The sequence below is a fragment of the Pseudomonas sp. Fl4BN1 genome (assembly GCF_009908285.1).
In the GTDB taxonomy this organism is placed as follows: Bacteria; Pseudomonadota; Gammaproteobacteria; order Pseudomonadales; family Pseudomonadaceae; genus Aquipseudomonas.
Window position 1 is genome coordinate 66,838 of record NZ_JAAARM010000013.1, and the last position, 24,526, is coordinate 91,363.

The 24,526-nt window shown below is 63.5% G+C and carries 23 protein-coding genes; 15 read left to right on the forward strand and 8 right to left on the reverse strand.

Annotated elements, in window-relative coordinates:
- Nucleotides 1-10: 10 nt before the first annotated feature.
- The 4 genes from GV818_RS16340 (at nucleotide 11) to GV818_RS16355 (ending at nucleotide 4,507) form a co-directional block, all read left to right on the forward strand.
- Nucleotides 11-553 (forward strand): YaeQ family protein, encoded by a 543-nt coding sequence (locus GV818_RS16340; protein ID WP_161758019.1) that lies wholly within the window; start codon nucleotides 11-13, stop codon nucleotides 551-553.
- Nucleotides 554-610: 57 nt separating this feature from the next.
- The gene (recJ, locus tag GV818_RS16345) at nucleotides 611-2,320 is read left to right on the forward strand and encodes a single-stranded-DNA-specific exonuclease RecJ (RefSeq protein WP_161777000.1); all 1,710 of its coding nucleotides are present in this window, start codon (nucleotides 611-613) and stop codon (nucleotides 2,318-2,320) included.
- 463 nt (nucleotides 2,321-2,783) lie between these two features.
- Nucleotides 2,784-3,167 carry a DUF6124 family protein gene (locus GV818_RS16350; RefSeq protein ID WP_161758017.1) on the forward strand — a complete coding sequence of 128 codons (384 nt, stop codon included), beginning with the start codon at nucleotides 2,784-2,786 and terminating at the stop codon, nucleotides 3,165-3,167.
- Nucleotides 3,168-3,400: 233 nt separating this feature from the next.
- Nucleotides 3,401-4,507, forward strand: coding sequence for an NADH:flavin oxidoreductase/NADH oxidase (locus GV818_RS16355; RefSeq protein WP_161758016.1), 1,107 nt, complete (start codon nucleotides 3,401-3,403; stop codon nucleotides 4,505-4,507).
- A 555-nt stretch (nucleotides 4,508-5,062) separates the two neighbouring features.
- On the opposite strand, the gene GV818_RS16360 is transcribed toward GV818_RS16355, so the two are convergent.
- Nucleotides 5,063-6,682: a glucan biosynthesis protein D gene (locus GV818_RS16360; RefSeq protein WP_161777001.1), complete on the reverse strand. Its 1,620-nt coding sequence runs from the start codon at nucleotides 6,680-6,682 to the stop codon at nucleotides 5,063-5,065.
- A 198-nt stretch (nucleotides 6,683-6,880) separates the two neighbouring features.
- On the opposite strand from GV818_RS16360, the gene GV818_RS16365 reads away from it, so the two are divergent.
- Nucleotides 6,881-7,414 (forward strand): GNAT family N-acetyltransferase, encoded by a 534-nt coding sequence (locus GV818_RS16365; protein ID WP_161758014.1) that lies wholly within the window; start codon nucleotides 6,881-6,883, stop codon nucleotides 7,412-7,414.
- On the opposite strand, the gene GV818_RS16370 is transcribed toward GV818_RS16365, so the two are convergent.
- From GV818_RS16370 to GV818_RS16395, 6 genes are all read right to left on the reverse strand, one after another.
- On the reverse strand, nucleotides 7,411-8,604 hold the full coding sequence (locus tag GV818_RS16370) for a DUF418 domain-containing protein (RefSeq protein ID WP_161777002.1): 1,194 nt from the start codon (nucleotides 8,602-8,604) through the stop codon (nucleotides 7,411-7,413). The two genes, GV818_RS16365 and GV818_RS16370, sit on opposite strands and share 4 nt — an antisense overlap.
- Nucleotides 8,601-9,203 carry a TetR/AcrR family transcriptional regulator gene (locus GV818_RS16375; RefSeq protein ID WP_161758012.1) on the reverse strand — a complete coding sequence of 201 codons (603 nt, stop codon included), beginning with the start codon at nucleotides 9,201-9,203 and terminating at the stop codon, nucleotides 8,601-8,603. Before GV818_RS16375 ends, GV818_RS16370 begins: the two co-directional genes overlap by 4 nt.
- Nucleotides 9,204-9,337: 134 nt before the next feature.
- Entirely contained in the window at nucleotides 9,338-10,360 is a 1,023-nt protein-coding gene (locus GV818_RS16380; RefSeq protein ID WP_256679478.1) for a hypothetical protein, read from the reverse strand.
- A 50-nt stretch (nucleotides 10,361-10,410) separates the two neighbouring features.
- Nucleotides 10,411-10,851, reverse strand: coding sequence for a hypothetical protein (locus GV818_RS16385; RefSeq protein WP_161777004.1), 441 nt, complete (start codon nucleotides 10,849-10,851; stop codon nucleotides 10,411-10,413).
- Nucleotides 10,841-11,251, reverse strand: a complete 411-nt coding sequence (locus GV818_RS16390) for a hypothetical protein (RefSeq protein ID WP_161758009.1) — start codon at nucleotides 11,249-11,251, stop codon at nucleotides 10,841-10,843. The genes GV818_RS16385 and GV818_RS16390 overlap by 11 nt, the downstream gene beginning before the upstream one ends.
- Nucleotides 11,248-11,400: a hypothetical protein gene (locus tag GV818_RS16395; RefSeq protein WP_161758008.1), complete on the reverse strand. Its 153-nt coding sequence runs from the start codon at nucleotides 11,398-11,400 to the stop codon at nucleotides 11,248-11,250. Before GV818_RS16395 ends, GV818_RS16390 begins: the two co-directional genes overlap by 4 nt.
- Before the next feature lie 154 nt (nucleotides 11,401-11,554).
- Here GV818_RS16395 and GV818_RS16400 point away from each other — a divergent pair, with 154 nt between their 5' ends.
- The 8 genes from GV818_RS16400 (at nucleotide 11,555) to GV818_RS16435 (ending at nucleotide 20,976) form a co-directional block, all read left to right on the forward strand.
- Nucleotides 11,555-12,280 carry a tellurite resistance TerB family protein gene (locus GV818_RS16400; protein WP_161758007.1) on the forward strand — a complete coding sequence of 242 codons (726 nt, stop codon included), beginning with the start codon at nucleotides 11,555-11,557 and terminating at the stop codon, nucleotides 12,278-12,280.
- 217 nt (nucleotides 12,281-12,497) lie between these two features.
- Nucleotides 12,498-14,120, forward strand: a complete 1,623-nt coding sequence (locus tag GV818_RS16405; protein WP_161777005.1) for a methyl-accepting chemotaxis protein — start codon at nucleotides 12,498-12,500, stop codon at nucleotides 14,118-14,120.
- Nucleotides 14,120-14,653 carry a chemotaxis protein CheW gene (locus GV818_RS16410; RefSeq protein ID WP_161758005.1) on the forward strand — a complete coding sequence of 178 codons (534 nt, stop codon included), beginning with the start codon at nucleotides 14,120-14,122 and terminating at the stop codon, nucleotides 14,651-14,653. Before GV818_RS16405 ends, GV818_RS16410 begins: the two co-directional genes overlap by 1 nt.
- Nucleotides 14,650-15,933 carry a CheR family methyltransferase gene (locus tag GV818_RS16415; protein WP_161777006.1) on the forward strand — a complete coding sequence of 428 codons (1,284 nt, stop codon included), beginning with the start codon at nucleotides 14,650-14,652 and terminating at the stop codon, nucleotides 15,931-15,933. The genes GV818_RS16410 and GV818_RS16415 overlap by 4 nt, the downstream gene beginning before the upstream one ends.
- Complete coding sequence (locus tag GV818_RS16420) at nucleotides 15,930-16,616, forward strand: chemotaxis protein CheW (RefSeq protein ID WP_161758003.1); 687 nt, start codon at nucleotides 15,930-15,932, stop codon at nucleotides 16,614-16,616. The genes GV818_RS16415 and GV818_RS16420 overlap by 4 nt, the downstream gene beginning before the upstream one ends.
- A complete protein-coding gene (locus GV818_RS16425; RefSeq protein ID WP_161777007.1) occupies nucleotides 16,613-18,919 on the forward strand; it encodes a hybrid sensor histidine kinase/response regulator in 2,307 nt (768 codons plus the stop codon). Before GV818_RS16420 ends, GV818_RS16425 begins: the two co-directional genes overlap by 4 nt.
- Nucleotides 18,916-19,926: a chemotaxis response regulator protein-glutamate methylesterase gene (locus GV818_RS16430; RefSeq protein WP_161758001.1), complete on the forward strand. Its 1,011-nt coding sequence runs from the start codon at nucleotides 18,916-18,918 to the stop codon at nucleotides 19,924-19,926. The genes GV818_RS16425 and GV818_RS16430 overlap by 4 nt, the downstream gene beginning before the upstream one ends.
- A gap of 48 nt (nucleotides 19,927-19,974) precedes the next feature.
- On the forward strand, nucleotides 19,975-20,976 hold the full coding sequence (locus tag GV818_RS16435; protein ID WP_161758000.1) for a response regulator: 1,002 nt from the start codon (nucleotides 19,975-19,977) through the stop codon (nucleotides 20,974-20,976).
- A gap of 18 nt (nucleotides 20,977-20,994) precedes the next feature.
- On the opposite strand, the gene GV818_RS16440 is transcribed toward GV818_RS16435, so the two are convergent.
- Complete coding sequence (locus GV818_RS16440) at nucleotides 20,995-21,513, reverse strand: hypothetical protein (protein WP_161757999.1); 519 nt, start codon at nucleotides 21,511-21,513, stop codon at nucleotides 20,995-20,997.
- A gap of 290 nt (nucleotides 21,514-21,803) precedes the next feature.
- Between GV818_RS16440 and prfB the strand changes: the two genes are divergently transcribed.
- Together prfB and lysS are read left to right on the forward strand one after the other, a co-directional pair.
- A protein-coding gene (gene prfB / locus GV818_RS16445) for a peptide chain release factor 2 (protein WP_161757998.1) occupies nucleotides 21,804-22,899 on the forward strand; the annotation gives its coding sequence in 2 pieces (ribosomal slippage) (nucleotides 21,804-21,875 and nucleotides 21,877-22,899; 1,095 coding nt in all).
- 112 nt (nucleotides 22,900-23,011) lie between these two features.
- Nucleotides 23,012-24,514: a lysine--tRNA ligase gene (lysS, locus tag GV818_RS16450; RefSeq protein WP_161757997.1), complete on the forward strand. Its 1,503-nt coding sequence runs from the start codon at nucleotides 23,012-23,014 to the stop codon at nucleotides 24,512-24,514.
- Nucleotides 24,515-24,526 lie beyond the last annotated feature (12 nt).

The window sequence follows — 24,526 nt, forward strand, 5'->3', positions numbered from 1 at the left end:
AAGCCCGCACATGGCCCAGCCGTCCACCACCTACAAATTTGAACTGAACCTGACTGATCTCGACCGCGGGGTCTATGAAAGCGTCAAGCAGACCATTGCCCGTCACCCTTCGGAAACCGAAGAGCGCATGACCGTGCGGCTGCTGGCCTACGCCTTCTGGTACAACGAGCACCTGTCGTTCGGTCGTGGTCTGTCGGACGTGGATGAGCCGGCCCTGTGGGAAAAGAGCCTGGATGACCGCGTGCTGCACTGGATCGAAGTCGGCCAGCCGGATGCCGATCGCCTGACCTGGTGCTCGCGCCGCACCGAGCGCACCAGCCTGCTGGCCTACGGCAGCCTGCGGGTCTGGCAGACCCGGGTGGTGGACGCAGTGAAAAACCTGAAGAACCTCAACATCGCCGGCGTGCCCCAGGACGTGCTGGAAACCCTGGCCAAGGACATGCCACGAGTGATCAAGTGGGACGTGATGATCAGCGAAGGCACGATCTTCGTCACCGATGATCGCGGCCAGCACGAAGTGCAGCTGGAGTGGCTGCTGGGCGACCGCGGCTGATTGCCCGCCCCGCCCCCTGATCGATCTTTCGTATTCAAGAGAAGTTGCTGTTAGCCCATGCGTATCGAACCCCGTGAGTTGCCCGCCGTCCTGCCCTTTCTCGGTGATCTGCCGCCGCTGCTGACCCGCCTCTACGCCGCCCGTGGCGTGCAGTCGGTGGAGGAGCTGGACAAGAGCCTGGCGCGGCTGATTCCGTATCAGCAGCTCAAGGGCATCGATGCCGCGGTGGACCTGCTGGTGACCGCCCTGGACCAGCGCCAGCGCATCCTCATCGTCGGCGACTTCGATGCCGACGGCGCCACCGCCAGCACTGTGGGCCTGCTGGGCCTGCGCCTGCTGGGCGCGGCCCATGTCGATTACCTGGTGCCCAACCGCTTCGAATACGGCTACGGCCTGACCCCGGAAATCGTCGCCGTGGCCCTGCAGCGCGAGCCGCAGCTGCTGATCACCGTGGACAACGGCATCTCCAGCGTCGAAGGCGTGGCGGCGGCCAAGGCGGCCGGCTTGCAAGTGCTGGTCACCGACCACCACTTGCCCGGCCACGAACTGCCGGCGGCGGACGCCATCGTCAACCCCAACCAGCCGGGTTGCGAGTTTCCCAGCAAGGCTCTGGCCGGGGTCGGGGTGATCTTCTATGTGCTGATGGCCCTGCGCGCATGCCTGCGCAGCCTGGGACGCTACGAGACCCAGCCGCAGCCGAACATCGGCGAGCTGCTGGACCTGGTGGCCCTGGGCAGCGTGGCGGACGTGGTGCCCCTGGACGCCAACAACCGCATCCTGGTGCACCAGGGCCTGGAGCGGATTCGCGCCGGTCGCGCACGACCGGGGCTCAAGGCAATCCTCGAAGTGGCCAAGCGTGACCACGCGCGGATTACTTCCACCGACCTGGGTTTCATTCTTGGGCCACGGCTGAACGCCGCCGGGCGCCTGGACGACATGAGCCTGGGCATCGAGTGCCTGCTCAGTGACGATGTGGCGTCTGCTCGGGCCATGGCCGCTCAGCTCGACGAACTGAACCAGGACCGCAAGTCCATCGAGCAAGGCATGCAGCGCGAGGCCCTGGCCCAGCTCAAGGACCTGCCGCTGGAGTCGATGCCATTTGGCCTATGCCTGTTCGATGCCGACTGGCACCAGGGGGTGATCGGGATTCTTGCCTCACGCCTGAAAGAGCGTTACCACCGCCCGACCATCGCCTTTGCCGATGCCGGTGACGGCATGCTCAAGGGCTCCGCACGCTCGGTGCCGGGGTTCCATATCCGTGATGCCCTGGATGCCGTGGCGGCGCGCCAGCCGCAATTGATCAGCAAGTTCGGCGGCCACGCCATGGCCGCCGGCCTGTCGCTGCCGGAGTCGAACTTCCCGGCCTTCGCCCAAGCCTTCGACGAAGAAGTGCGGCGCCAGCTGCAAGAGGAAGACCTGACCGGACGCCTGCTGTCCGATGGCACCCTGGCCGTGGAAGAGTTCCACCTGGAACTGGCCCGTGCCCTGCGCCATGCCGGCCCCTGGGGCCAGCACTTCCCCGAGCCGATGTTCCATGGCGTGTTCGAACTGGTGGAACAGCGCATCGTTGGCGAACGCCACCTGAAAGTGGTGCTGCGCAGCGAATGCGGCTCGCTGAAGCTGGACGGCATCGCCTTCGGCATCGACCGTGAAGTCTGGCCCAACCCGACCATCCGCTGGGTGGAACTGGCCTACAAACTCGACCTCAACGAGTTCCGCGGCCAGGAAACCGTGCAGTTGATGATTGCCCATATCGAACCGCGCTGAGGCGGGTAGTGCCGATCAGCTCAACGCTGGAGCGAGCGAAAACTAACTTGTGGCGAGGGAGCTTGCTCCCTCGCCACAAGTACAGCGCTTGTCCTTAACTGACTGGCAGTAAACGACGCGGGTGGTTTTGCCAGACTTTGGGAAAGCGGGGCGGCGGCACGTCTCTTTCTTTTGTAAGGGGTTTCCGAGACACTCTCGGGCGCTTGCGGCTGGGTATTCGGCTCACTAGGCTCGGATCATCACTGAATTTTCAGTGATCGGGTTTAGCAGCCTGTGACCAAGACACGTGAATGTTGCCGTAAGCCCAGTTGGCTTTCCTGCCTGCTGTGTTCTGTTATGGCGGCTGTGCGTGGGGCGCCCTTGGGTGCGCCGGGTTCCTTGGACCGGTCTGCTAACCCGCGTACAGCTGCCACCCTTACGTTTAGCAGCGTGGGGTGGTGGCTCCATTCCAAGGAGCTGCACCATGAAAAAGATCGTCCCCGATCCGCCGGTTCTCCATCCTTCTTCCCGTCGTAATCCAGACCATGATCTGGCCAATGAAGCCGTGCGCCATGCCCTGGCCAACACTTGCGTAAACGGCTCGTTGATCGCGACTCTGCACCCCACCGTGGCCGGCCCTGCAGGGCCTGACAACCCCTTCGCTGTGCGCCCCGGCATCAGTGCCGAAGAAGCATTGATTCATGTTTCCATGCTGCTCAAGTCTGCCGAGGAGGTGTCCGATGAAATCACCGAGCACGCCAGCGGCATCGAGCGTGGCCTGATCTGGTCGCTGGTGCATTCAGTGGAAATGGCCCGGGGCGTGGTGGAGGCCTTGCTCGATGGCAATCGCCGAGCCCCGCTTGGCTGATAGGGCCCTGGCCGCTGCCGCTGGCAGCGGCCAGGGCAACAAGTTTTTTACCCGGTGCGGTATCAGGAACCCTGCCGGCGACAGTGTTGTCGACTAGTCTCTAAGCACTGTCTGATTGGCCTTGTGACCTTTTGTCATTCTTCTACCCGCGGGGGCGGGCGCTTCACTTCGCAGTCACTCGTCGGCCGTTCAAACAGAACCCTGGAGCCTGACCATTGACCGAGAGGTGCCCCATGAGTCTGCTGCTTGAACCCTATACCCTGCGTCAACTGACCCTCCTCAACCGCATTGCGGTGTCGCCCATGTGCCAGTACTCGTCGCAGGATGGGCTGGCCAACGACTGGCACCTGGTGCACCTGGGCAGCCGCGCCGTCGGCGGTGCCGGGCTGATCTTCACCGAGGCCACGGCGGTCACCGCCGATGGCCGGATCACCGCCCAGGACCTGGGCCTTTGGAACGATGCGCAGATCGAGCCCTTGCAACGCATCACCCGCTTCATCACCGCCCAGGGCGCGGTGGCCGGCATCCAGTTGGCCCATGCCGGGCGCAAGGCCAGCACCCATCGGCCGTGGCTGGGCAAGTCCGGCAGCGTCAAGCCCGAGGACGGTGGCTGGGTGCCGGTGGGGCCTTCGCGGATCGCCTTCGACCCGCAGCACACGCCGCCGACCCAGCTCGACGAGGGGCAGATTGGCGAGATCATCCAGGCCTTCGTTGCGGCCGCCAAACGCGCGCTGGAGGCCGGTTTCAAAGTGGTGGAAGTGCATGCAGCCCATGGCTATCTGCTGCATCAGTTCCTGTCGCCCTTGAGTAATCAGCGCCAGGACCGCTACGGCGGCTCGTTCGAGAATCGCATTCGCCTGGTGTTGCAGGTGACCGAGGCGGTGCGAAAGGTCTGGCCCGAAGAGCTGCCGTTGTTCGTGCGGGTGTCGGCCACCGATTGGGTGGAGGACGGCTGGAACCCGGACGAGACCGTGGAGTTGGCGCGGCGCCTCAAGGACCTGGGGGTGGATTTGATCGATGTGTCGTCCGGAGGCACTGCGGCCAACGCCGAGATTCCTACTGGCCCCGGTTACCAGACGCGCTTTGCCGAGCGGGTGCGCAAGGAGTCGGGGATTGCCACCGGGACTGTGGGCCTGATTACCGAACCGGCCCAGGCGGAGCATATTCTGCGCACCTGTCAGGCGGACATCATCTTTCTCGCTCGGGAGCTGTTGCGTGACCCTTACTGGCCGCTGCATGCCGACGATGATCTGGGCGGGCGCAAGGCGATCTGGCCGGCGCAGTATCAGCGGGCGACCCACAGGGACCAGCCGATTCATGAGTCGGATCTGCGGGATTAAGCTCGTTCAGGCGTAAAAAAACCGGCCCGTGTGGGCCGGTTTTTTTGTGTCTGGCGTCAGGCCGCCTTCGCGGGCAAGCCCGCTCCTACACGGACGCCGCCGATCTGTAGGAGCCGGCTTGCCGGCGAAGAGGCCCTTGAGGCAGGCGCTGTACGTACTGACGCCTTCGCGGGCAAGCCCGCTCCTACAAGTACGCCGCTGATCTGTAGGAGCCGGCTTGCCGGCGAAGAGGCCCTTGGGGCGGGCGCTGTGTGTACCGACGCCTTCGCGGGCAAGCCCGCTCCTACATGGACGCCGCAGATCTGTAGGAGCCGGCTTGCCGGCGAAGGGGCCCTTGAGGCTGGCGCTGTGTGTACCGACGCCTTCGCGGGCAAGCCCGCTCCTACACGGACGCCGCCGATCTGTAGGAGCCGGCTTGCCGGCGAAGGGGCCCTTGAGGCTGGCGCTGTGTGTACCGACGCCTTCGCGGGCAAGCCCGCTCCTACACGGACGCCGCCGATCTGTAGGAGCCGGCTTGCCGGCGAAGAGGCCCCGGAGCCTGGCGCGGTCAGCGGGTCACGGGTATTTGCGTTTGTCCGGCGCCGGCGGGAAGTACTGGTACAGCCAGGTCTCGCTCAGGGTGCGGTCGTTGCTGCGGATGAACAGCCGCAGTTCCACCGGCTCGACGCTGTCGTTGCTGGGGTACCAGTCGAAGAGGATGCGGTAGCCCTTGATCTCGTCCAGTACCAGCACGCTGAAATCCTTGACCTCGCCGTTGGAGGCGGTGACCACCGGTTCGATGCCGGTACCCGGCGGCAGGCGGTCGAGGCCGCCGCCGGTGAAGTCCACGGCAAAGCGCCGAGCCCAGACTTCCGGGTAATGCTCGCCCGGGGCCCAGCCCTCGACGAAACCGCCCATGCCGGAACGGGTGGCGTGGACTCGCGCCAGGGGCGTGCCCACTGGCGGCAGGGCGCTCCAGTAGAGCTTGTAGCCGTAGTTCAGGGAGTCACCCGCGGCCACCGGTTTTTTCGGGGTCCAGAAGGCCACGATGTTGTCCATGGTCTCGCCGGTAGTGGGGATTTCCAGCAGGTCGACGCTGCCTTCGCCCCAGGCCGTGGTGGGCTCGACCCACAGGCTCGGGCGGCGGCTGTACCAGTCCACGGTGTCCTGGTAGCTGGCGAACTCGTGGTCGGTCTGTACCAGGCCGAAGCCTTTCGGGTCCTTGTCGGCGAAGGCGTTGAATTGCAGGGTGGCCGGGTTGTTCAGCGGCCGGCAGATCCATTCGCCGTTGCCGCGCCACATGGCCAGGCGATCGGAGTCGTGGATCTGCGGGTGGATGGTGTCGCACATGCGCCGTTCATGGGTGCCGCAGCTGAACATGCTGGTCATCGGCGCGATGCCCAATTGCTCGATGGCGGTGCGGGCGTTGACGTGGGCATCGATTTCCATCACCACCCGTTCGGCCTGGCAGTCGATATCGAAGCGGTAGGCACCGGTGGCGCTCGGCGAATCCAGCAGGGCGTAGACCACGAAGCGGGTGCTGTCCTTGTCCGGGGTCTCGAACCAGAACTGGGTGAAGTCGGGGAATTCCTCACGGCGCTTGGCGTAGGTGTCGATGGCCAGGCCCCGGGCCGAGAGACCGTACTGGCCGGTGGCGTCCACCGCACGCAAGTAGCTGGCGCCAAGGAAGGACACCACGTCGTGCCTGTCCAGCTCCGGGGCCTTGAACAGCTTGAAGCCGGCAAAGCCCAGGTCGCCTTTGAGCTGGGCGGTGTCGACGCTGGTGTTCTGGTAGTTGAACAGTGAAGGGCGGAAGTGCACCTCCCGCGCCAGGCGGGTCTTGGGGTCGACGCTGTGCATGCGCACCGGCTGCTTGAAGCCCATGCCGACGTGGAAGAACTGCACGTCCAACTGGCCGTTTAGCTCGTTCCACAGCGAATGCTTGGCGTCGTACTGGATGGCGTTGAAATGCTGCGGGGTCATTTTCGCCAGGGTTGGCGGCAGCACCTGCTTGGTGTCGACGTAGGGCTTGCCGGCCAACTGTTTGGCCTGGGCCTTGAGGCGCTCGAAGTCGAATGCCAGGGCTTCGCCGTCGGCGGCGCCGGCCCAGGCCCGCGCGGCCAGCAGACCGCTGGCCGAGAGGCCGGTATAGGCCGCCAGGGCCATGGATGCTTTGAGGAGATGCCTGCGGTGCATGGGTGAACCTTGTGTTGATAAGATCCCGAGCCGTTCCTGGCTGAAGAGAGGATCGCGAATAGAGGTTCGGTCATGCCATCGGCCAAACACAACGGTCTTTAAACAGATGCGCAATAGAGTAAACGGTTCGCCCAGGGCAAAAAAATGATTAGCTTGTGTCCATTGGTAACTTCCCGATCACCACCAGGAACTGGCCTCATGCTGCATCCGCGCCCGCTCACCGAAGACGACATTCCACTGCTCAAACTGATTGACCGTGCCGAGGTGATCGATGAGTTCTACTGCCTGCAGGACGGGCAGTTGCGGTGTTATCCACAGCATGAAGTGGTGCCGGGCTGGCCGGAAGGTGAAGCCGAGCATGATGCGCTGATCTTGCAGCAGTGTTACCAGCGGGGAGGTTGGCTGTACGGGATCTTCGATGGGCCGAAGCTGGTGGCGGCAGCGGTGGTGGATTGCTTGCCAATCGACAACGCCGGGCTGGACCTGCGGCAATTGAAGTTCCTGCATGTGAGCCAGGCCTACCGTGGCTTGGGCCTGGGTCGGCAGCTGTTTGCCCTGGCCCGGGAGCAGGCCTTGGCCATGGGCGGCCAGGGCCTGTATGTGTCGGCCACGCCATCGCGGCACACGGTGGATTTCTATACTGGCCTTGGCTGCAAGCTGCTGGCGACCCCGGACCCGACGCTGCTGCGCATCGAGCCCGAGGATATCCACCTGTACCTGCCGCTGGCCTAGGCCTTGCGCCAGTTGGGCCAGGCGCCGATGGTGATGGCCCGCAGCAGCCACTCGCAGGGCCCGTACTGATGGCGCCGCAGCCAGTGGGCACTGAGCTGCATTTGCAGCAGGTAGACGGCAATCACCAGCAGCGGTATCCATAGGGGCGCGACGCGATTGACCAGTCCCAGGCCATAGCCGCTGAACAGCAGGTTGAGCAGCAGCGATTGCAGCAGGTAGTTGCTCAGGGACATCCGCCCCAGGGGGGCCAGCCGCCGGCACAGGGCCTGGCCGAGGTTGCTCTGGAACAGGCTGAGCAGCAACAGCCCGTAGCTGACCGAGAGCAACGGTGCGGTCAACTGGCTGATGCCGTAGCCGATCACCTCCAGCCCAGCGCCCGGAAAATAGGCGGCCCAGTAGGCGTAGAGCATGGCGCCGCCGAGACCGATGGGCAGGCTGATGGCCAGCAATTGCGCAACCCGCTGGGCAAAGCTGAAGGGCGCTATCAGCAGCTCCTTGCGCCCGGCGACATAGCCCAGGAGGAACATCGCCAGGGTGCTGGGCCCCTGGAGTATCCACAGGGCCAGCAGCGTTTCCAGCCAATGGCCGGCATTGAACTCCAGGGTCTGCAGGGCGCTGCCGCCCAGGGCCGTGGCCTTGAGCAGGGGCTCGTCGCCGGCCGCGCCGGTATAGGCCCCCAGGCTCAGCAGCACGGCCCCCAGGGCGATGATCAGCAGCCCGGCGCAGCTCAGCAGGATCAGGGCCAGGCGGCTGGCGGTCGCCGCCGACAGTCCGCGCAGGCCCAGCAGGAGCAGGCCCAGCAGGGCATAGAGGGAAAGGATCTCGCCGTTGAACAGCAACAGCCCATGCACCAGGCCAATGCCCAGCATCGCCAGCTGGCGGCGCAGCATGCGCGGTACGAAGGGCTCGGCGGCCCGTTCGGCGGAAGCCATTTGCAGGGTGAAGCTGTAGCCGAACAGAAAGGAAAACAGCAGGTAGAACTTGGCTTCGAAGAAGGTCGAGACCAGCCAGCGGATCAGGTGGTCGGTAGCGCTGGCGTAGTCCGGGTTGCTGCTTGCCGAGGCGTAGTAAGGGTCGGCGAAGGCCCAGATATTCACCATCAAGATGCCGAACAGGGCGAAGCCGCGAAGGGCATCGACCTGTTCCAGGCGAGCGGTCCGGGTTGCTGGAGCGGTTGCAAGGGTGTTCATGTCGATTGCCCCTGGAGCAGGTGCAGCACCAACTGCTGCAGAACCTGCACTTGGTTGGCGGGGTGGAACTGTGGGTCGACGGCGACCCGGGTGAACAGGCCGTCGATCAAGGCGGCCAGCCAGCCGGTGATTTGCTCTATCCCCAGGGCACTGTGGACCTGCCCTTGTTGGTTGGCCCGTTGCACCAGGGCGGCGAGGCCCTGGCGCAGCAGCCAGTCGTTGTGGCGCACCTGCTGCGCCACGTGTGGGTCGCGGTGGCTCAGGGCGGCGATCTCCAGGGCCAGGCCGGTGTATTGCGGGTCCTGGGCCAGCTGGCAGACATGTTCGAAGAACGCCAGCAGCGCCGCCAGGGGATCAGTTTCCAGCAGCAGCTGGGCCATGGCCTGCTCGATCTGCTGCCCTTCGCGGTTGATCAGCGCCAGCAGCAGTGCCTGTTTGTTGGGGAAGTAGTGGAACAGGTTGCCGGCGCTCATCTCGGCCTGCAGGCAGATGTCGGCGGTGCGGGTGGCGACAAAACCGTTTTCGGCAAAGCAGCGGGCGGCGGCATCCAACAGCGCCTGGCGTCGGGCTTCGCGTTGTTCAAGGTTGGCAGGACGCATGGCGTGAGCCTTTCAAGTTAATTGAGTGGTTGCTCAATTAACTCGATGGCTTGGCGTCGAAGCAACAAGACTCTTGTTAAAAAGAGTCAATAAGTGCTGGCCCAAGGCCCCGCAGGGTCATCAGATGGCCTGCTTCAGGCTCCGGGTGGAGTCTCGCTGGAGCCCTCCAGGCACTGGGCGCCGCTGGCCGGCATCTCGTTCTTTTTGGTCCACCAGGTCAGGGCCCAGAGGCTGTGCAGGTCACCGCGCTTGAGCGCTTCCTGGTGGCAGGCCAGGGCCCTGGCCTTGTCGGTGACGCCCCACTGGCCATCGGCATAGCCACTGCCCAGGTAGTGGTAGGCGTTGGCTGAATCCAGCTCCCTGGCGGTGCGCAGCACCAGCTCTTCGGACTTGCGCGGCTGCTGGCATTCGGTGACGGAGCCGTCGCCGAGGGGGTCGCAGTAATACATGGACAGCATCAGCGCCGCCTCGGCATCGGTCTTGGCGTAGGGCAGCAGCAGCTCTTCCGGCTCCCCCGGCTTGAGCGCCGGGGCCATGCCCGAATAGCCCAGGCTGACTGCCTGCACCGCCGCCTTGGGTGAACCGTGGCGGGCGGCATCCAGCAAAATTCGTTGCCCGAGCTCGAAGAAGTACGTCGTCAGCAGGTACTGCTCGCGCCCGCCGTAGCCGAGGAACAGGTCGGCCTTGCGCATCTGCCGTTGCAGGGCGCTTTCGCCTGCCGGGGCGCTGCGCGTGAGCAACTCGTCCATGGACCACTGCTCGACGCGCACCAGTTGCCAACAGGCGCCCTGTTCAAAGACGAAGGCCTGCACCACATCGCCCTGGGGGTCATTGACCACCAGGGTCTGGCCTTCCCAGAACGTCTGCAGGCCAGCCTCGGCCTGGGCCTTGGGGTCGAGCCGGGTCAGCAGGTGGCGGATGTCGCCTGTCAGCTTGTAGCGCGCAGTGACTTCTCGGCCGCGGTCGTCAGTGACCGGCCGTTGCTCGACCAGCGGCGAGGCGCTGAATGCCTGCTGCAGTTGCGGGCTGCTGGCAAAGGCCTGGGCAAAGGTTTTCAGGTCGTTGGATGGGCAGGCAGGCGCGGCCGCCGCCTGGGTGCCACCGCCCAGCAGCAGGCTCAGGGCGATCAGGCGCAAACAGTGGCGGGCAGTGGGCATCGGCAGGGGCATCCGGAGGTGGTTCAGAAGAGGCATGTGGGCAATAGGGCTCATTGGCTTTGCGGGTCGCAATACAGCACCGAGCTGCCGGGGTTGTGGCGGTCTTCGATGAGCAGTGGGCGTTCCCGGCCATCACCGAAGAAAGCGCCTCCCAGGTGCTGGCGCACGCTGTCGACACTGTCCTTGAGGTACAGCGCGTGTACCGAGAACGGCCCGCGATAGGGAATCATCACTGCGCTGACTGTCAGGCCGTGGTACTGGTCGTCGACGCAGTAGCGGGCGGCTTCGTCGAGTTTGCAAGGTTGCAGTTGGCGCTCGCTGAAGTACTCGCCCCGGGGCTGATGGTCGCTGGCGTCCAGGTAGATGTTCTCCATGGAGCAGTGGGCGATGCCGGCGAACTGCTGTTCCAGGCTCATGGCCAGGCAGGGTTGGCCAAGCGCCAGCAACATCAGCAGGCAGAGGCGGCCAGTGCGCTGTCTTTCACTGGGCATGCAGCAGCCCCTTGGGTTGCAACAGCCGGCACAGCCACTGCGCCAGCCAGATCGCCAGCAACGACGGCACCGTCATCAGCAAGCAGTAGATGTAGCCGCGTACCGGGTGGTAGGGAAACAGCGCCCAGGCGGTGAACAGCACCAGGGTGCCGATCAGGACCAGCTTGACCTTGAGGTTGGGCACCAGGACCAGCAGGAAACTGACGACGATCAGCAGCTGCAGCAGAAGCTCCACCAACATCCCCAGGCCGAAGCCCTTGGCGAGGGCGCCGAAGTGGCTGCGATACACCGGAATGCCCCAGACATGCGCGTAGTAGAACAGCAGCGGCACCAGCGAGTGGGGCACCAGGCCGGTGAGGATTCGTATCACTTGATAGCGGTCGGCGGGGTCCTGGCTCATGGCTGGCACTCGCAGGCGCTGGCGTGGGTATGACGGGGCATGGGCGCATCCTTGCTGCCGGAAGGGATCAACTGGGTCCGGTCTGTGGCGTCGGTGTTTTGCAGGCGGCGGATAGTGCCGCAACTCGGGGTGCTAATCCAGTCTGGCACGGCCTGGCGTGCCGCCCGCGCCTGTCGGCGTCGGCGGCTGCTGGTTCCGGAGAAAGCAACATTCAGAAGCACTATCGTCCCCCTCGACCCGGGCACTTCTCTCTAGGCTTACGGCCTTATGTGTCGACATGACACCTATTTTCCGGAGGCGCAGATGAACACCCGTGGATTGCTCGATCAATTACTCAGGTCCGGCCAGGAGCTCCTGCAGAACAAGGCGGGCGCAGCACCGACGGACAATCCCAAGGCCCGCTCGGGCGGTCTCGGCGGCTTGCTCGGTGGCCAGGCCGGCGGGTTGGGCGGGCTGCTCTCCGGAGCGGGCGGTGGAGCCCTGGCGGCCGGCGCCATGGGCTTGCTGCTGGGCAATAAAAAGGCCCGCAAGTTCGGCGGCAAGGCCCTGACCTACGGCGGCCTGGCGGCCCTCGGGGTGTTGGCCTACAAGGCGTATGGCAATTGGAATGCCCAGCAGGGCCAGGCCCCGCGTCAGGAGCCGCAGACCCTTGATCGCCTGCCGCCGCAGCAGGTAGAACAGCACAGCCAGGCGATCCTCAAGGCGTTGGTGGCAGCGGCCAAGGCCGATGGGCATGTGGACGAGCGTGAGCGGGCACTGATCGAGGGTGAATTGCGCAGGCTCGACAGCGACCCGCAGTTGCAGCACTGGCTGCACAGCGAACTGAACAAGCCCCTGGACCCGGCGGATGTCGCCCGGGCCGCGACCACGCCGGAAATGGCTGCCGAGATGTACCTGGCCAGTGTGATGCTGGTGGATGAAGAGCACTTCATGGAAAAGGCCTATCTGGAGGAGCTGGCGCGCCAGCTCCATCTGGCGCCAGGCCTCAAGGCCGAGCTGGAAAACCAGGTACGCCAGGCCAACGGCTGAATACAGCGTCGTTCTGCCCCTCGCCAAGGATGGCGGTTCTGTCGGGTGGATTTGCCGAAATACCCTCTGTGGAGGTCGTGAAACTCCCGCTCACACGCGATCCAGAGCGAGTGCACAAATTTATCGAAAGTGCCACCTGTGTCGTTAAACCACCCATAAAACCGGCATCGTCCTCGGCTATACTCCTCCCATTTTTGAATGGCCTCGAGGACTGACTGTGAAGAACTGGACGTTGCGCCAACGCATTTTGGCGAGCTTTGCGGTGATTATCGCCATCATGCTGTTGATGGTCGTCGTCTCGTACTCGCGGCTGTTGAAGATCGAGGCCGGCGAGGAGCGAGTGCGCACCGATGCGGTACCCGGCGTCTATTTCAGCTCGATGATCCGCAGCGCTTGGGTCGACAGTTATATCCAGACCCAGGAGATCATCGGCCTCAAGCAGGACCAGGCCATCAGCGCCGAGGACCGGGCGGATTTCAAGGCCTTCGAGCAGCGCCTGGAAACCCAGATGGGCAACTACAGGCAGACCATCAACAGCCGCGAAGACCAGACTGAGTTCGACGCCTTTGAAAAAGCCCACCAGGAGTTCAATCGGATCCAGGCTGCGGTGCTCGACCTGCATCAGCGCAAGCAGGAAGCCGAGGCGATCCGCCTGTTCAATGAACAGCTGACTCCGACCTGGACTGCGGGTCGGATGAAACTCAACGACATCATCACCGAGAACAAATCTGTGGCCGACTCCGCCACCACCGCCATTGACGATGCCGTGGCGGCGGCCAAGGTCAGCATGGGCGTGTCGTTGCTGCTGGCGACCCTCGCTGCCGGCCTCTGTGGCCTGCTGCTGATGCGGGCGATCATGGCGCCGATGAACCGCATTGTGAATATTCTCGAAGTCATGCGTACCGGTGACTTGAGCGGCCGTTTGAATCTGGAGCGCAAGGACGAGTTCGGCGCGGTGGAAACCGGCTTCAACGACATGATGACCGAGCTCACTGCCCTGGTGTCCCAGGCCCAGCGTTCCTCGGTGCAGGTCACCACCTCGGTGACCGAGATTGCCGCCACCTCCAAGCAGCAACAGGCTACTGCTACTGAAACCGCCGCCACCACCACGGAAATCGGCGCTACCTCGCGGGAAATCGCGGCCACCTCGCGCGACCTGGTGCGCACCATGACCGAGGTGTCCAGCGCCGCTGACCAGGCCTCGGTACTTGCCGGCTCCGGCCAGCAAGGCCTGGCGCGCATGGAGGACACCATGCACTCGGTGATGGGCGCGGCTGACCTGGTGAATGCCAAGCTGGCGATCCTCAACGAGAAGGCTGGCAACATCAATCAGGTGGTGGTGACCATCGTCAAGGTCGCCGACCAGACCAACCTGCTGTCGCTGAACGCTGCCATCGAAGCGGAAAAGGCCGGAGAGTACGGCCGCGGCTTTGCTGTGGTCGCCACCGAAGTACGGCGTCTGGCGGACCAGACCGCGGTCGCTACCTACGACATCGAGCAGATGGTCCGCGAGATCCAGTCGGCGGTGTCGGCAGGGGTGATGGGCATGGACAAGTTCTCCGAGGAAGTGCGCCGCGGCATGGCCGAAGTGCAGCAAGTGGGCGAGCAACTGTCGCAGATCATCCATCAGGTCCAGGCCTTGGCGCCGCGGGTGCTGATGGTCAATGAAGGCATGCAGGCCCAGGCCACCGGCGCCGAGCAGATCAACCACGCCCTGGTGCAACTGGGGGATGCCAGCAGCCAGACCGTCGAGTCCCTGCGCCAGGCCAGCTTTGCCATCGATGAGCTGAGCCAGGTCGCCGTGGGCCTGCGCAGTGGCGTTTCGCGTTTCAAAGTCTGATGGATGAGCTCGCGCACAAGCGCAGTTCCGTCGGGGCGAAGAGTGCCTTGTTCCTGGTGTTCTGCATCGGCCAGGAGCGTTATGCGTTGCAGGCCGTCGATGTGGTGGAGGTGCTGCCGCGCCTGCAGCTCAAGCCCATCGCCCAGGCGCCGTCCTGGGTAGCGGGAGTCTTTGCCTATCGCGGTGTGGTGGTGCCGGTCATCGACCTGTGCGAGTTGACGTTCGGGCGCCCGGCGCAACTGCGCACCAGTACTCGACTGGTGCTGGTGCACTACCGAGGCGACGTCGAGCAGCCGCCCCGGGTGCTGGGGCTGTTGCTGGAACAGGCCAACGATACCCTGCGTTGCGACCCGGCACAGTTCCAGCCTTACGGCCTGGACAACCGCCAGGCGCCGTACCTGGGGCCAGTGCGTGAAGATGCCCAGGGGTTGCTGCAGTGGGTGCGGGTCGATGATCTATTGCTCCCGGCAGTGCGTGATCTGCTGTTTCCTGCCGTGCCCCTGGACCCGGCGTCGCTTGAGGAGCCTCGATGAGCGATGAGCAACGATTTTTCGATTTTCTCAAGGAGCGTATCGGCCTGGATGTCGCCTCCGTAGGGCCGGCGATCATCGAACGCGCGGTGCGCCAGCGCTGCAACGCCTTGTATGCCCACAACAGCGACGAATACTGGCAGAAGCTGCAAGGCTCGCGAGATGAGCAGCAGGCGCTGATCGAGGCGGTGATCGTCCCGGAAACCTGGTTCTTCCGTTACCCGGAATCCTTCGCCACCCTGGTCAAGCTGGCCAAGGCTCGCCTGGCGCAGATCAAGGGCATGCGGGCCTTGCGCCTGTTGAGCCTGCCGTGTTCCACCGGCGAAGAGCCCTATTCGATTGCCATGGCCCTGCTCGACGGCGGCCTGGCACCTCACCAGTTCAAGGTTGATGGCCTGGACGTCAGCCCGTTGTCAGTGGAACGGGCCAAGGGCGCGACCTATGGCAAGAACTCCTTTCGCGGCCAGCAAACGGAGTTTCGCGAGCGTCACTTCAGCGCCGAGGGTGATCGTTATTCTTTGAGCGAACGGGTTCGCGAACAGGTGCGATTGCAGGCGGGCAATGTTCTGGATCCGAGTTTGCTGGCGGCTGAACCGCCTTTTGACTTTGTCTTCTGTCGCAACCTGCTGATCTATTTCGACCAGCCAACCCAGCACCAGGTGTTCGAAGTCCTCAAGCGCCTGACCCATGAAGAAGGGGTGCTGTTTATTGGCCCTGCCGAAGGCAGTCTGCTGGGGCGCCTGGGCATGCGCTCCATTGGTATCCCCCAGTCCTTTGCGTTCAGTCGGCACACCGAACCCGAGCCTGCACCGCTGCCGCTGCCGCTGGCCTTGCCGCAACCGTTGCCCTTGCCGATACCGTCGCGCAATGTGCTGCCCCAGACACCGCGCCCGCGTCCCTTTGCTAGCCGCGTGGCCCCGGCCCCGGTGGCCGATGGCATGGCCCCGGTGACCGACGCGGCGAGCCTGCTGGCGAACATCGCCGCCCTGGCCAATGAGGGCAAGAGTGCCGAGGCCCGTGCGGCGTGTGAGTGTTATCTGCAACAGCATGAACCGGTGGCCCAGGTGTTCTATTGGCTGGGGCTGCTCAGTGATGTCGCCGGCAACGCCCTGGAGGCCCAGGGTTTCTACCGCAAGGCCCTGTATCTGGCGCCGCAACACCCTGAAGCCCTGGCACACCTGGCGGCGTTGCTGGCGTCCCAGGGCGATGTCGCCGGTGCCCAACGATTGCAGGAGCGCGCTGCTCGCAGCATGCGCACTGCCGACAGTGAGTTGAAACGATGAGCCATCCCTACTCATTGGACCTGACCCATGATGATGCGCAGGCCATCGATGATTGCTGGAACCGCATCGGCGTTCACGGCGACAAGTCCTGCCCGTTGCTCATCGAGCACATCCATTGCCGCAACTGCGCCGTGTATTCCGCCGCCGCCACGCGTTTGCTGGATCGTTATTCGTTGCGCCAGGAGGACCGCGAACACCGGGCGGTGCTGGAGACCGACAGCGATGTGGTCACCCGCTCGCTGCTGATGTTTCGTCTCGGTGAGGAATGGCTGGGCCTGGCGACCCGCTGTCTGCTGGAAGTGGCGCCGCTGCAGGCGATTCATTCCTTGCCTCATCAGCGCTCGCGGGCGTTGATGGGGGTGGCCAATGTGCGTGGAGCGCTGGTGGCCTGCCTGTCATTGGCCGAATTGCTGGGGCTCGATGGCACTCCGGTCGTCGTTGCCGCAGGACGGATCATGCCGCGGATGCTGATCATCGGCGCCGAAGGCGGTCCGGTGGTGGTGCCGGTGGATGAGGTGCACGGCATCCATGCCATCGACGAGCGGATTCTCAACGGCGCTTCGGCCTCTGGCGAACAGGCCAATGCCAAGTACACCCGTGGCGTGTTGCAATGGCAGGGACGCAGCCTGCGTTTGCTGGATGAAGAGCAACTGCTCTCGGCCGTGACCCGGAGCCTGACATGACCCCTGATCAAATGCGCGATGCCTCGTTGCTGGAACTGTTCAGCCTGGAAGCCGAGGCCCAGACCCAGGTGCTCAGCGCCGGCTTGCTGGCCCTGGAGCGGAATCCGACCCAGGCCGACCAGTTGGAAGCCTGCATGCGTGCCGCTCACTCGCTCAAGGGTGCGGCGCGGATTGTCGGGGTCGACGCCGGAGTCAGCGTTGCCCATGTGATGGAAGATTGCCTGGTCAGTGCCCAGGAAGGGCGCCTGTACCTGCAGCCCGAGCACATCGACGCTTTGTTACAGGGCACCGACCTGCTGATGCGCATCGCCACCCCAGGCGGTGCTGAGCTCGTGGCCCCGGATATCCCAGTCTATGTGGCGTTGATGGAGCACCTGCTGACTCAAGGGCCGGTGGCGACGAGCCGACCATCCCCAGCGTTTGCGGCAGATGTTCCGGAGCTCGAGGTGTCAGTGCCGCAGCAGAGTGAGGCTGAGTCCTTGGCATTGCCGAGCGAGCCTTACCACGAGCCGGCGGTGAGTACGATGCGCCCAGGCAAACGCCTGACCGAAGGCGGCGAGCGGGTGTTGCGAGTGACTGCCGAACGCCTCAACAGCCTGCTCGACCTGTCGAGCAAGTCCCTGGTGGAAACCCAGCGACTCAAGCCTTACCTGGCCACTATGCAGCGTCTCAAGCGGATTCAGAGCAATAGCCTGGCGGCCCTGGAAAACCTCAACCTGCATCTCAAGGAACACGCCCTGAGCCTGGAGGCCCAGGAAGCCCTGGAGGATGCGCGGCGCTTGTTGGCCGAATCCCAGCAACTGCTGGCGGAGAAAACCGCCGAGCTCGATGAGTTCGGCTGGCAGGCCAGCCAGCGCGCCCAGGTGCTTTATGACACGGCCCTGGCCTGTCGCATGCGACCCTTCGCCGATGTGCTCAGCGGTCAGGCGCGCATGGTCCGCGACCTGGGGCGCAGCCTGGGCAAGCAGGTACGCCTGGAAATCGAAGGTGAAAAGACCCAGGTCGACCGCGACGTGCTGGAGAAACTCGAGGCGCCACTGACTCACTTGCTGCGCAATGCCGTCGACCATGGCATCGAGCTGCCCGAACAGCGCTTGCTGGCGGGCAAGCCGGCGGAAGGCGTGATTCGCCTGCGTGCATCCCATCAAGCCGGCCTGCTGGTCCTGGAACTCAGTGATGACGGTAGTGGGGTGGATCTGCAGCGCTTGCGCCAGAGTATTGTCGAACGTCAGCTGTCGCCGGCCCAGACTGCCGCGCAGCTCAGTGAAGAAGAACTGCTGACCTTCCTCTTCCTGCCGGGTTTCAGCCTGCGGGACAAGGTCACCGAGGTGTCCGGCCGCGGCGTCGGCCTGGATGCGGTGCAGCACATGGTGCGCCAGTTGCGGGGGGCGGTGGTGTTGGAGCAAGCCACCAGCCAGGGCAGTCGCTTCCACCTGGAAGTGCCGCTGACCCTGTCCGTGGTGCGCAGCCTGGTGGTCGAGGTGGGTGATGAGGCCTACGCCTTCCCGCTGGCTCATATCGAACGCATGTGCGACCTGGAGCCCGAGGCCATTGTCCAGGTGGAGGGGCGCCAGCACTTCTGGCATGAAGGCCGGCATGTCGGCCTGGTAGCGGCCAGCCAGCTGTTGCAGCGACCGGCGACCCAGAACAGCGCACCGACCCTGAAAGTGGTGGTGATTCGCGAGCGTGATGCGGTGTATGGGATCGCTGTGGAACGTTTTATTGGCGAGCGCACCCTGGTGGTGCTGCCCCTGGATGACCGCCTTGGCAAGATCCAGGATATCTCCGCCGGGGCCTTGCTCGATGACGGCCGGGTGGCGCTGATCGTCGATGTCGAGGACATGCTGCGTTCAGTGGATAAACTGCTCAATACTGGTCGTCTCGAGCGTATCTCGCGGCATCAGCAACAGCACGCACAGGTGGTCCGTAAGCGTATTCTGGTGGTCGACGACTCGCTGACGGTACGTGAACTGCAACGCAAACTGCTGATCAACCGGGGGTACGACGTGGCTGTGGCTGTGGATGGCATGGACGGTTGGAATGCCCTGCGTTCGGAAAGCTTCGACCTACTGATCACTGACATCGATATGCCGCGAATGGATGGAATTGAATTGGTCACACTCTTGCGTCGCGACAGCCGCCTGCAGTCCCTGCCGGTGATGGTGGTGTCCTACAAGGATCGTGAGGAAGACCGGCGTCGTGGACTGGATGCCGGCGCCGACTACTATCTAGCCAAAGCCAGTTTCCATGACGACGCCCTGCTGGATGCGGTGGTGGAGTTGATTGGAGGAGCGCGGGCATGAAGATAGCGATCGTCAACGATATGCCCATGGCCGTGGAGGCCTTGCGCCGGGCGCTGGCCTTTGAGCCCAGCCATGAGGTGGTTTGGGTCGCGACCAATGGTGCCGAAGCGGTGAAGTGCTGCGCTGAACTGACTCCGGACCTGATTCTCATGGACCTGATCATGCCGGTAATGGACGGCGTCGAGGCCACGCGGCGGATCATGGCCGAGTCGCCGTGCGCGATCGTCATCGTTACCGTCGACCGCCAGCAGAATGTGCACCGGGTGTTCGAGGCCATGGGGCACGGTGCCCTGGACGTGGTCGACACCCCGGCTCTGGGCGCCGGCAATGCCCAGGAAGCGGCGGCGCCACTGTTGCGCAAGATCCTCAATATCGGCTGGCTGATCGGCCAGCGCGGCAGTCGGGTGCGTACTGCCCCGGTGCCCCTGCGCAGTGGCGCGCCACGTCAGAGTCTGGTGGCCATTGGCTCCTCGGCAGGCGGCCCGGCCGCACTGGAAGTGCTGCTCAAGGGCTTGCCAAAGAACTTTCCCGCCGCCATCGTGCTGGTCCAGCATGTCGATCAGGTGTTTGCCGCGGGCATGGCCGAATGGCTCAGCAGTGCCTCCGGCCTGCAGGTGCGCCTGGCCCGGGAAGGCGAACCGCCACAAAGCGGCACGGTATTGCTGGCGGGCACCAACCACCACATTCGCTTGTTGAAGAACGGCACCCTGGCCTACACCGCCGAGCCGGTGAACGAGATCTACCGGCCCTCCATCGATGTGTTTTTCGAGAGTGTCGCCAGCTATTGGAATGGTGATGCGGTGGGCGTGCTGTTGACCGGGATGGGCCGTGATGGTGCCCAGGGCTTGAAGCTGATGCGTGATCAGGGTTATCTGACCATCGCTCAGGATCAGCACAGCAGTGCGGTGTATGGCATGCCCAAGGCGGCGGCTGCCATCGGCGCCGCCACAGAGATTCGCCCACTGGACAAGATCGCTCCACGTTTGCTGGAGATATTTGCCAAATGACTGATAAACGCAGCTGTCCTGGCCAGGTAGCAACTCAGGTGACAACCCATGAATGATTTACAGCTCGACGAATTCAAGACCGATGAAAACGCCGCAATGGTGTTGCTGGTGGATGACCAGGCCATGATCGGCGAGGCGGTTCGGCGTGGGTTGGCGAATGAAGAAAACATCGACTTCCATTTCTGCGCCGATCCTCACCAGGCCATTGCCCAGGCGATCCGGATCAAACCCACGGTGATTCTCCAGGATCTGGTGATGCCGGGCCTGGACGGCCTGACGCTGGTGCGTGAGTACCGCAATCACCCGGCGACCCAGAACATCCCGATCATTGTCCTGTCGACCAAGGAAGACCCGCTGATCAAGAGCGCGGCCTTTGCCGCCGGGGCCAATGACTATCTGGTCAAGCTGCCGGACAACATCGAGCTGGTGGCGCGTATCCGCTATCACTCGCGCTCTTACATGACCCTGTTGCAGCGCGATGCGGCCTATCGCGCACTGCGGGTTAGCCAGCAACAGTTGCTGGACACCAATCTGGTGCTGCAACGGCTGATGAACTCCGATGGCCTGACCGGGCTGTCCAACCGCCGGCACTTCGATGAATACCTGGAGCTGGAATGGCGTCGGGCAATGCGCGAACAGAGCCAGCTGTCGTTGCTGATGATCGACGTCGACTACTTCAAGACCTACAACGATACCTTCGGCCATCTGGAGGGTGATGAAGCCCTGCGCAAGGTGGCGGCGGCGATTCGTGACGCCAGCAGCCGGCCATCCGACCTACCGGCGCGCTACGGTGGCGAAGAGTTCGTGTTGGTGTTGCCCAACACCTCGCCGGGCGGGGCGCGACTGGTGGCGGAGAAGCTGCGCCAGACCGTGGAGGCCCTGAAAATCCCCCATATCGCACCGGTGGAGGGCGCCAGTCTGACCATCAGCATCGGTCTTTCCACCATCACGCCGCAGCCCAACAGCCATTGCCGGCAGTTGATTTCGGCAGCGGACAAGGGGCTGTACCTGGCGAAGAACAATGGCCGCAATCAGGTCGGGATCGAGTAGGCGGTTTCGGCCTGCGCTCTAGGCGTCAGCCATTTCCGTGGCCGGCGCCTGATCTGGTGGGACCTCCACCAGGGTGTCTCGGAACAGGTAGTAGCTGTGGCTCGCGGTGTGTCGGCACCTGAGCTTTACCGCTTCGATGCGGTAGGTGGTGCAGGTGTCGAGTGTGTTGTCGATGAACCAGTTGTTCAGCAGGTTGCCGGGGGCGATCGGGTAGTCGCCAAAGCTGTAGTCCATGTAGCCACCCTTGTGGACGTGGACCCAGCGACAACTGAACCTGGCCTGCAGCCATTGGGTTTGCTCATCGATTTCATCCACCAGCATTCTTGTGCGGTAGTAGATCCACCACCACAAAAAGATCAGCCAAGGCACGACCAGGGCGCAGGCCAGCGCCGGTGAGACCAGCAGCCAGATTCCCATCAACGGTATACAGGCCAGCGCGCTGAAGAGCGCGGCGAAAAACGCCTGGACGCCTTTCTGGTTTCGGCGCTCCCTGCGCTGGATGCCTTCGATCTCGGCGTTGTTGAGTGTGCGTCCCATGAGCCTGCTGTTTGCGTGTCGTTTAGCGGGGGATTGTATAGCGCTGGCCGGCCTCCAGGGCGCCGTGAGTGCCCATCGCAACCTTCGGGTATCGAAGGGGGCGGGCTTGCGCAGCAGGGCAGGCAGGTAACTGGGGGCAATAAATTTTAGGGGGCACCGGGATTTCCTGGGGCCTGTCGTTGAAATTAGATGGCCGATTGGCCTCTAAAGCCGCTAAGCGGGCTGCCGTGAATCGGTGATTCCGTTATAATCTCCGGCTTTCAAAAGTTCGCCAACGAGTGCCGCCCCCCATGGAAATCAACCCGATCCTGAACACCATCAAGGACCTGTCCGAGCGCTCCGAAACTATTCGGGGGTATCTTTGACTACGATCAAAAGCATGAGCGTCTGACCGAGGTCAACCGCGAGCTTGAAGATCCTGCTGTCTGGAACAAACCTGAATACGCCCAGGAACTGGGCCGCGAGCGCGCAGCACTGGCGCAGATCGTCGAGACCCTGGACGAACTGAACGGTGGTCTGGCCGATTGCCGCGATCTGCTGGACATGGCCGTCGAAGAAAACGACGAAGGCGCAGTGGGCGATGTCGTCGCCGAACTGGCCCGTCTCGAGGAAAACCTCGCCAAGCTAGAATTCCGCCGCATGTTCAGCCACGAAATGGACCCGAACAACGCCTACCTGGATATCCAGGCCGGTTCCGGCGGCACCGAAGCCCAGGACTGGGCCAACATCCTGCTGCGCATGTACCTGCGCTGGGCCGACAAACGCGGTTTCGAAGCGACCATCATGGAGCTGTCGGCCGGTGAAGTCGCCGGGATCAAAGGTGCGACCGTGCACATCAAGGGCGAATACGCCTTTGGCTGGCTGCGCACCGAGATCGGCGTACACCGCCTGGTGCGCAAGAGCCCGTTCGACTCCGGCAACCGTCGCCACACCTCGTTCTCTGCGGTGTTCGTCTCGCCAGAGATCGACGACAAGGTGGAAATCGAAATCAACCCGGCCGATCTGCGGATCGATACCTATCGTTCCTCCGGTGCCGGTGGTCAGCACGTAAACACCACTGACTCGGCCGTGCGTATTACCCACGTACCGACCAACACCGTGGTCAGCTGCCAGAACGAACGTTCCCAGCACGCCAACAAGGACACCGCCATGAAAATGCTGCGGGCCAAGTTGTACGAGCAGGAGATGCAGAAGCGCAACGCGGCTTCCCAGGCCCTGGAAGACACCAAGTCAGATATCGGCTGGGGTCATCAGATCCGCTCTTACGTGCTCGATGCGTCGCGGATCAAGGATCTGCGCACCAACATCGAACGCAGCGACTGCGACAAGGTGCTCGACGGCGACATCGACGAATACCTGGAAGCCAGCCTGAAATCGGGCTTGTAATACTGCAATACGGGATCGGCTGACACGGTGCGATCCCGTAGGAGCCGGCTTGCCGGCGATCTCCAGGCCGAAGGCCTGGGGGCAATGAACCTGTGATGGAATTTCAAAAGACATGAGCGACCAACAACTCGACCCGCAAGCCCTGCAACAGGAAGAAAACACCCTGATCGCCCTGCGCAAGGAAAAGCTTGCTGCCGAGCGCGCCAAGGGCCAGGCCTTCCCCAACGACTTCCGCCGCGACAGCTACTGCAATGACCTGCAGAAGCAGTACGCCGACAAGACCAAGGAAGAACTGGAAGCAGCGGCAATCCCGGTCAAGGTGGCAGGTCGCATCATGCTCAACCGTGGCTCGTTCATGGTGATCCAGGACATGACCGGTCGTATCCAGGTCTACGTCAATCGCAAGACCCTGCCGGAAGAAACCCTGGCCGCGGTGAAAACCTGGGACCTGGGCGACATCATCGCCGCCGAAGGTACCCTGGCCCGTTCCGGCAAGGGCGACCTGTACGTCGAAATGACCCACGTGCGCCTGCTGACCAAGTCGCTGCGCCCGCTGCCGGACAAGCACCACGGCCTGACCGACACCGAGCAGCGCTATCGCCAGCGCTACGTTGACCTGATCGTCAACGATGAAGTCCGTGAGACGTTCCGCGTGCGCTCGCAGGTCATCGCCCACATCCGCAGCTTCCTGATGCAACGCGACTTCCTCGAAGTGGAAACGCCGATGCTGCAGACCATCCCGGGCGGCGCTGCGGCCAAGCCGTTCGAGACTCACCACAATGCGCTGGACATGGAAATGTTCCTGCGTATCGCCCCGGAGCTGTACCTCAAGCGCCTGGTGGTTGGTGGCTTCGAAAAGGTCTTCGAGATCAACCGCAACTTCCGCAACGAAGGCGTCTCGACCCGTCACAACCCTGAATTCACCATGTTGGAGTTCTACCAGGCCTACGCCGACTACGAAGACAACATGGACCTCACCGAAGAGCTGTTCCGTGAGCTGGCGCAGCTGGTGCTGGGCAGCACCGACGTGCCGTACGGCGACAAGGTGTTCCACTTCGGCGAGCCGTTTGTCCGTCTGTCGGTGTTCGACTCGATCCTCAAGTACAACCCTGAGCTGACCGCCGATGACCTGAACGACATCGACAAGGCTCGCGCCATCGCCAAGCAGGCCGGGGCCAAGGTCCTGGGTTTCGAAGGCCTGGGCAAGCTGCAGGTGATGATTTTCGAGGAGCTGGTGGAGCACAAGCTGGAGCAGCCGCACTTCATTACCCAGTACCCGTTCGAAGTCTCGCCGCTGGCCCGTCGCAACGACGACAACCCCAACGTCACCGATCGTTTCGAGCTGTTCATCGGTGGCCGCGAAATCGCCAACGCCTACTCCGAGCTCAATGATGCGGAAGACCAGGCCGAGCGCTTCATGGCCCAGGTGGCGGACAAGGATGCCGGCGACGACGAAGCCATGCACTACGACGCCGACTTCGTCCGCGCCCTGGAGTACGGCATGCCGCCAACGGCCGGCGAAGGCATCGGTATCGATCGCCTGGTGATGCTGTTGACCAACTCGCCATCGATCCGCGACGTGATCCTGTTCCCGCACATGCGGCCGCAAGCCTAAGTGTTGTGAATA

Coding starts and splice junctions, on each gene's coding strand:
- GV818_RS16415 (WP_161777006.1), top strand. CDS start 14,650: ATGAGCGATGAGCAACGATTTTTCGATTTTCTCAAGGAGCGTATCGGC.
- GV818_RS16380 (WP_256679478.1), bottom strand. CDS start 10,360: ATGCCCACTGCCCGCCACTGTTTGCGCCTGATCGCCCTGAGCCTGCTG.
- GV818_RS16385 (WP_161777004.1), bottom strand. CDS start 10,851: ATGCCCAGTGAAAGACAGCGCACTGGCCGCCTCTGCCTGCTGATGTTG.
- GV818_RS16375 (WP_161758012.1), bottom strand. CDS start 9,203: ATGCGTCCTGCCAACCTTGAACAACGCGAAGCCCGACGCCAGGCGCTG.
- GV818_RS16365 (WP_161758014.1), top strand. CDS start 6,881: ATGCTGCATCCGCGCCCGCTCACCGAAGACGACATTCCACTGCTCAAA.
- recJ (WP_161777000.1), top strand. CDS start 611: ATGCGTATCGAACCCCGTGAGTTGCCCGCCGTCCTGCCCTTTCTCGGT.
- GV818_RS16400 (WP_161758007.1), top strand. CDS start 11,555: ATGAACACCCGTGGATTGCTCGATCAATTACTCAGGTCCGGCCAGGAG.
- GV818_RS16440 (WP_161757999.1), bottom strand. CDS start 21,513: ATGGGACGCACACTCAACAACGCCGAGATCGAAGGCATCCAGCGCAGG.
- GV818_RS16355 (WP_161758016.1), top strand. CDS start 3,401: ATGAGTCTGCTGCTTGAACCCTATACCCTGCGTCAACTGACCCTCCTC.
- GV818_RS16370 (WP_161777002.1), bottom strand. CDS start 8,604: ATGAACACCCTTGCAACCGCTCCAGCAACCCGGACCGCTCGCCTGGAA.
- GV818_RS16435 (WP_161758000.1), top strand. CDS start 19,975: ATGAATGATTTACAGCTCGACGAATTCAAGACCGATGAAAACGCCGCA.
- GV818_RS16390 (WP_161758009.1), bottom strand. CDS start 11,251: ATGAGCCAGGACCCCGCCGACCGCTATCAAGTGATACGAATCCTCACC.
- GV818_RS16340 (WP_161758019.1), top strand. CDS start 11: ATGGCCCAGCCGTCCACCACCTACAAATTTGAACTGAACCTGACTGAT.
- GV818_RS16350 (WP_161758017.1), top strand. CDS start 2,784: ATGAAAAAGATCGTCCCCGATCCGCCGGTTCTCCATCCTTCTTCCCGT.
- GV818_RS16425 (WP_161777007.1), top strand. CDS start 16,613: ATGACCCCTGATCAAATGCGCGATGCCTCGTTGCTGGAACTGTTCAGC.
- GV818_RS16410 (WP_161758005.1), top strand. CDS start 14,120: ATGGATGAGCTCGCGCACAAGCGCAGTTCCGTCGGGGCGAAGAGTGCC.
- GV818_RS16360 (WP_161777001.1), bottom strand. CDS start 6,682: ATGCACCGCAGGCATCTCCTCAAAGCATCCATGGCCCTGGCGGCCTAT.
- lysS (WP_161757997.1), top strand. CDS start 23,012: ATGAGCGACCAACAACTCGACCCGCAAGCCCTGCAACAGGAAGAAAAC.
- GV818_RS16430 (WP_161758001.1), top strand. CDS start 18,916: ATGAAGATAGCGATCGTCAACGATATGCCCATGGCCGTGGAGGCCTTG.
- GV818_RS16420 (WP_161758003.1), top strand. CDS start 15,930: ATGAGCCATCCCTACTCATTGGACCTGACCCATGATGATGCGCAGGCC.